General features: G+C 61.7%; 8 protein-coding genes. All 8 read left to right on the top strand.

The window, feature by feature from the left end; all coding sequences use genetic code 11:
- The first annotated feature begins 60 nt into the window (after positions 1-60).
- Entirely contained in the window at positions 61-348 is a 288-nt protein-coding gene (locus tag EOD15_RS27810) for a hypothetical protein (RefSeq protein WP_127320062.1), read from the top strand.
- A gap of 12 nt (positions 349-360) precedes the next feature.
- Positions 361-738: a hypothetical protein gene (locus EOD15_RS27805; protein WP_013532899.1), complete on the top strand. Its 378-nt coding sequence runs from the start codon at positions 361-363 to the stop codon at positions 736-738.
- 35 nt (positions 739-773) lie between these two features.
- Positions 774-935 carry a hypothetical protein gene (locus EOD15_RS27800; RefSeq protein WP_013532900.1) on the top strand — a complete coding sequence of 54 codons (162 nt, stop codon included), beginning with the start codon at positions 774-776 and terminating at the stop codon, positions 933-935.
- A 14-nt stretch (positions 936-949) separates the two neighbouring features.
- Positions 950-2353, top strand: a complete 1404-nt coding sequence (locus EOD15_RS27795) for an amino acid permease (RefSeq protein ID WP_023808735.1) — start codon at positions 950-952, stop codon at positions 2351-2353.
- 45 nt (positions 2354-2398) lie between these two features.
- Positions 2399-3088 carry a hypothetical protein gene (locus EOD15_RS27790; protein WP_164761677.1) on the top strand — a complete coding sequence of 230 codons (690 nt, stop codon included), beginning with the start codon at positions 2399-2401 and terminating at the stop codon, positions 3086-3088.
- A complete protein-coding gene (locus EOD15_RS27785; RefSeq protein WP_127320060.1) occupies positions 3085-3408 on the top strand; it encodes a hypothetical protein in 324 nt (107 codons plus the stop codon). Before EOD15_RS27790 ends, EOD15_RS27785 begins: the two co-directional genes overlap by 4 nt.
- Positions 3409-3511: 103 nt before the next feature.
- Positions 3512-4408, top strand: a complete 897-nt coding sequence (locus EOD15_RS27780) for a glutamine amidotransferase family protein (protein WP_063167616.1) — start codon at positions 3512-3514, stop codon at positions 4406-4408.
- A 4-nt stretch (positions 4409-4412) separates the two neighbouring features.
- The gene (locus tag EOD15_RS27775) at positions 4413-5138 is read left to right on the top strand and encodes a GXGXG domain-containing protein (RefSeq protein WP_127321953.1); all 726 of its coding nucleotides are present in this window, start codon (positions 4413-4415) and stop codon (positions 5136-5138) included.
- Positions 5139-5281 lie beyond the last annotated feature (143 nt).

Raw genomic sequence — 5281 nt, 5'->3', positions numbered from 1 at the left:
GTTGAAAGAGGACGACGGACGGGGGATTCGGAACCGGACGGCGGAAAAGGGGAGAAACCGATGTCAGACATGCAACAGCGCATCGAAGCGCTGTATCGTTCCGACGTGCACGGAGCCGCGCTCTTGATCGTCTGCCTGTGGGCGACGATCCTCTTCGTCCTCCTCATGACATGGCCCTACATCCCGCACAGCGGCATCAAGGCCGTGGTCGCGATCGCCGCCGCCGCCGTGCTGATCTTCAACACGGCAGCCATCCTGGCGATGGTCAAGCACTACAAGGAAGACAAGGAATTCATCTACGGGCTCGATATCAAGAACGCCGACGCGTTCCGCAACCGCAAGTCCTGAGGGGTAGAAGAGATGTCCCGCTACACGCCGCCGGAACAAAGCAAGGCCGGGCAGGTTTTCGACATCGCCGTCGTCGTCGTCGCCATTTTCGTGGCACTGTGGCTACCGCTCAAGCTGGGCCTCGCCGGCGCGGCGAAATCCATCGACGCGCTCGACGCCAAGACCTGGGAAGCGCTAGGCCAGAACCCGACCATGGCGTCTATCTGGGAAAAGCTCGGCTATACGCCCGAGACCGCGCACGACATCATCCAGAACCGCTTCCACTATGTCATCGACTGGCCGACGCTGATCATCATGGCGGCGGTGCTGATCGGTTATTTCGTTTTCCTGTTTCGTGCATCAGACCGCGAATATCGCGACGTCATCAACGAAAAATTCGACGACAAGTAAGAGTTCTGAGGACGATTTAATCGGGGGACACGATCATGTGGGTGGCACTCTCTTACGCATGCTGGGGCATCTCGATCGTGCTCGCTTTGTGGATGCTCTACGACTGGTTCAAGGTTGACACGACCTTCTCCGAAGAGGTGCTGACCTCCTCGCGCGAGGGCGAACTGGAAGCCACTTCCGAAAAACACCGGATCTGAGTGAGGATTGAACAATGACGATCGCACTTGAACCGGCTGCTCCGGCTGCCCAAGGGGACAGAGTTTCACTCCTGCGCGTGCTCGGACCGGCCCATGTCTGGGCGCTCGGCGTCGGCATCGTCCTGGTCGGCGAATTCACCGGCTGGAATTTCTCGGCGGACAAGGGTGGCGCACTGGCCGCGCTGATCGTCTGCTGGGTCGTGGGATTGCTCTACACCTCGGTCGCCATGATCGATTCCGAGGTGACATCGACCGTGGCGGCCGCCGGCGGCCAGTATGCGCAGGCAAAGCACATCGTCGGACCGCTGATGGCGTTCAACGTCGCGCTGTTCCTGGTCTTTGCCTACACCATGCTCGAAGTGTCCGACGCCATCCTGCTCGGCGACACCATCGTCGCCAAGGCCGGCGTCGAAGGGCTCACCCACAATTCCTTCATCGCCGCGACCATCGTCGTGCTGGCGTGGCTGAACTATCGCGGCGTGCTGATGACGCTCAATGTCAACTTCGTCATCACAGCGGTCGCCTATATCTCGATCGTCATCCTGTTCTTTTCGGTCAGCCCGTGGACGCAAGGCGCCGTGCTGAAGCTGAACGAGTTGGTCACGCCAGGCAATGCGCTCCCCTATGGCTGGATCGGCGTCATCGCCGCCTTCCAGTTCGGCATCTGGTACTATCTCGGGATCGAGGGCACCACACAGGCCGCCGAGGAAGTGCGCTCGCCGGCCCGCTCGCTGCCTTACGGCACCATGGCCGGCATGATCACGCTTTTGATCGCCGCCGCCATGACCTGGTATGTCTGCGCCTCGATGATGCCATGGGAATATCTCGGCATCACCTATTATCCGCTGTGGGACGCCGGCAAGCTGACTGGCAGCCCGCTGCTCGAGAACCTGTTGTTCGTCGCCACGCTGCTTGCTGCAATGGCCTCCGCCAATGGCTGCATCAACGATGCGGCGCGCGCCTGGTTCTCGCTCGGCCGCGACCGCTATCTGCCGACATGGTTCTCGGCCGTGCATCCGAGATATCGCACGCCCTATCGTTCGATCCTGTTCCTGCTGCCGATCGCGCTGGCCTTCGCCTTCATCGCCGACCTCAACCAGGCGATCACCTTCTCGATCCTGTCGGGCGTGCTGCAATACACGTTCATGAGCATCAACATCATCATGTTCCGCAAGAAGTGGCCACTCGGCTCGATCCGGCGCGGCTACACGCACCCCTTCCATCCGATCCCGGCCATCGTGCTGTTTTGCCTGTGCGTGGTGACCTTCTTCGCCATCTTCCTCGGCTTCGGCTCGCAGCTGATCGCCATGGTCGCCTTCTACTTCCTGATCTCACTGTGGTTCCATTTCTATCGCTACAAATTCGTGCGGCGCGGCGATCAGTTCACCATGCCGTGGCCGAAGCCGCAGGGTTATTGATGGGAGTAGGCCGGTCCGTATCCTGGATGGGCGTGGCATGAGAAAATGTCCGAGCTGACATCAGCACTGCTGGCCGGAGCCATTGTCCTGGCTGTCGTTCTCCACCTTGCCCGGCAGGCGCGTGCCAGCCGCAACAGGGCATCGATGGCACTCGCCGTCGAGCAGGACCGCATCCGCACAGTCATCGCCGACGCTGCCAATGTTTCGGATGGCACCGCCGGCGTCATCACCTGGGAAGGATCCTGGAACAGCAAACGTGTCCAGGTGCGCACCATCGTCGACACACTGGCGACGCGGAAACTGCCGGCGCGCTGGCTCAGTGTTTCGATCACCGAGCCGGTTGCCGTGCCCGGCACCTTCGATATGATGATGCGGCCGGGGTCGCCGACGACCTTCTCCAATTTTGATCATCTCGACCACACGCTGCCGAAGAGCTCAGCATTTCCGGCTGAGGCCGTGTTGCGGACGGATCGCAGGGGCGTCCACTTCCCACTGGAGACCATCGCCGGCCACCTCGGGATTTTTTCCGAAGGGGGCGCCAAGGAACTGCTGATCACCCCGAAAGGGGTACGCATCGTGTGGCTGCTGGCCGAAGCCGAACGGGCGCGCTACGGTGTGTTCCGGCAGGCCGAGTTTGGCGACGCCACACTCGATCCCGCGCTGATCGAAAGACTGCTGGTGTCGGTGTCGGCGCTTCGCGACGCCATCAACAAAAGCGAACGGCAAGCCGCATGACCATTCCCACCACGGCACCCACCAACCCCTATCTGGTTCTCGGCGCCGCAATCGTGCTGCCGGGAAGCGGGCACGTCATTCTCGGCGTGCCGGTGCGCGGCCTTCAGTTCCTTTTCTTCATGGTGATCCTGGCATGGGTGACGGCCAAGATCGCGCCGCCCGATGCCAGCTTCGTCGGTCGTCATGCCGGCGGCTTCCTGATCTATGCCTTGTCGATTCTCGACGCCTACAAACTCGCCCGCATCCGCACCGCCAAATGGGTTCACAATGCCCGGCGAGACGGCGACAGTGCGCAGAGCGGCATTGAGCCGCATAGGTAACTAGAGGAATATTTTTTTCATACGATTGAATTTGTGCGGCTCATTCGATACATCCTCTCTTAGCTACAAACGATCTCTTAGCTACAAACATCGGGAGGCTGACATGTGTGGAATTGTCGGACTGTTTTTGAAGGACAAGTCGCTGGAGCCCCAGCTTGGTGCGATGCTGTCGCAGATGCTGATCTCCCTCAGCGATCGCGGTCCCGACAGCGCCGGTATCGCCATCTATGGCGCGCCTTCCAAGAATGAGGCCAAGATCACCATCCAGTCCGCCAAGCCCGACCGCGATTTCCGCGGCCTCGAGGCCGAGCTCGCCAAGGCCATCGGCACGCCGGTGACGATCGCGGTGAAATCCACCCATGCGGTCGTCAGGACCACGCCGGCCAAGATCGATGAAGCGCGCGAAACCATCCAGGCGCTGCGCCCCGACATCCGCATCATGGGTGCCGGCGACGTGGTCGAGATCTACAAGGAAGTCGGCCTGCCTGAGGCTGTCGTCGATCGCTTCGATGTCCGCAAGATGACCGGCACGCATGGCATCGGCCATACCCGCATGGCAACGGAATCGGCGGTGACGACGATGGGCGCGCATCCGTTCTCGACCGGCGCCGACCAGTGCCTGGTGCACAATGGCTCGCTGTCCAACCACAACAATGTCCGCCGCGAGCTGATCCGCGAAGGCATGACCTTCGAGACCGAAAACGACACCGAGGTCGCAGCAGCCTATCTCTCGTCGCAGATGGCGCATGGCAAGAATCTCGGCGAGGCGCTGGAAGGCACGCTCTCCGACCTCGACGGCTTCTTCACCTTCGTCGTCGGCACCAAGAACGGCTTTGGCGTGGTGCGCGATCCGATCGCCTGCAAGCCCGCCGTGATGGCCGAGACCGACCAGTATGTCGCCTTCGGCTCGGAATATCGCGCGCTGACCAAGCTGCCCGGCATAGACAATGCGAGGGTCTGGGAACCCGAGCCCGCAACCGTCTATTTCTGGGAGCATTGAGTTCATGCCGGCAACCACGCTTTCGAAGACCGCGGCGCACGACCCTCGGGTCTTCGATCTTGACCAATCGTCGTTGCGCGAACTCAACCAGGCGCTGCACAATCTGGCGCCCGGCTCGAATGAAACGGCCTGGGAAGTGCTGAACCCGAAAGGCAGCCATTCGGTCGCCGTCGGCGTCGACCAGCCTGTTGCCATCGATGTGCGTGGCAGCGTCGGCTATTACTGCGGCGGCATGAATTCCGGCAGCACCATCACCGTGCATGGCTCGGCGGGTCCCGGCGTCGGCGAGAACATGATGTCGGGCTCGATCACCATCAAAGGCGACGCCAGCCAGTATGCCGGCGCCACCGGCAAGGGCGGCCTGCTGGTCATCGAAGGCAATGCCTCGTCGCGCTGCGGCATCTCGATGAAGGGCATCGACATCGTCGTGCACGGCAATATCGGCCACATGTCGGCCTTCATGGCGCAGTCGGGCAATCTGGTGGTGCTGGGCGATGCCGGCGACGCGCTGGGCGATTCCATCTACGAGGCGCGGCTCTTCGTGCGCGGCAAGGTCGACAGCCTGGGTGCCGACTGCATCGCCAAGGAGATGCGGGCTGAGCATCTGGAATTGCTGCAAGGCCTGCTCGACCGCGCCGGTGTCACCGGCGTCAAGCCGTCGGAGTTCAAGCGCTACGGCTCGGCGCGCACGCTCTACAATTTCAATATCGACAACGCCGACGCGTATTGAGGCAGCATGACCTACAGGAACCCGCCGACGACGCCGCGCAAATCCGCGACCTTCGACGACTACACGCTTTCCGAGATCCGCCGCGCCGCGGCGACCGGCATCTATGACATCCGCGGCGCGGCGGATCTCGGAAAGCGTGTAGT

It is taken from the genome of Mesorhizobium sp. M7A.T.Ca.US.000.02.2.1 (assembly GCF_003996995.1).
In the GTDB taxonomy this organism is placed as follows: domain Bacteria; phylum Pseudomonadota; class Alphaproteobacteria; order Rhizobiales; family Rhizobiaceae; genus Mesorhizobium.
The sequence above is the reverse complement of the archived record's forward strand: the minus strand, read 5'-3'. Positions and strand labels throughout refer to the sequence as shown.

Coding starts and splice junctions, on each gene's coding strand:
- EOD15_RS27805 (WP_013532899.1), top strand. CDS start 361: ATGTCCCGCTACACGCCGCCGGAACAAAGCAAGGCCGGGCAGGTTTTC.
- EOD15_RS27780 (WP_063167616.1), top strand. CDS start 3,512: ATGTGTGGAATTGTCGGACTGTTTTTGAAGGACAAGTCGCTGGAGCCC.
- EOD15_RS27810 (WP_127320062.1), top strand. CDS start 61: ATGTCAGACATGCAACAGCGCATCGAAGCGCTGTATCGTTCCGACGTG.
- EOD15_RS27800 (WP_013532900.1), top strand. CDS start 774: ATGTGGGTGGCACTCTCTTACGCATGCTGGGGCATCTCGATCGTGCTC.
- EOD15_RS27790 (WP_164761677.1), top strand. CDS start 2,399: ATGTCCGAGCTGACATCAGCACTGCTGGCCGGAGCCATTGTCCTGGCT.
- EOD15_RS27795 (WP_023808735.1), top strand. CDS start 950: ATGACGATCGCACTTGAACCGGCTGCTCCGGCTGCCCAAGGGGACAGA.
- EOD15_RS27775 (WP_127321953.1), top strand. CDS start 4,413: ATGCCGGCAACCACGCTTTCGAAGACCGCGGCGCACGACCCTCGGGTC.
- EOD15_RS27785 (WP_127320060.1), top strand. CDS start 3,085: ATGACCATTCCCACCACGGCACCCACCAACCCCTATCTGGTTCTCGGC.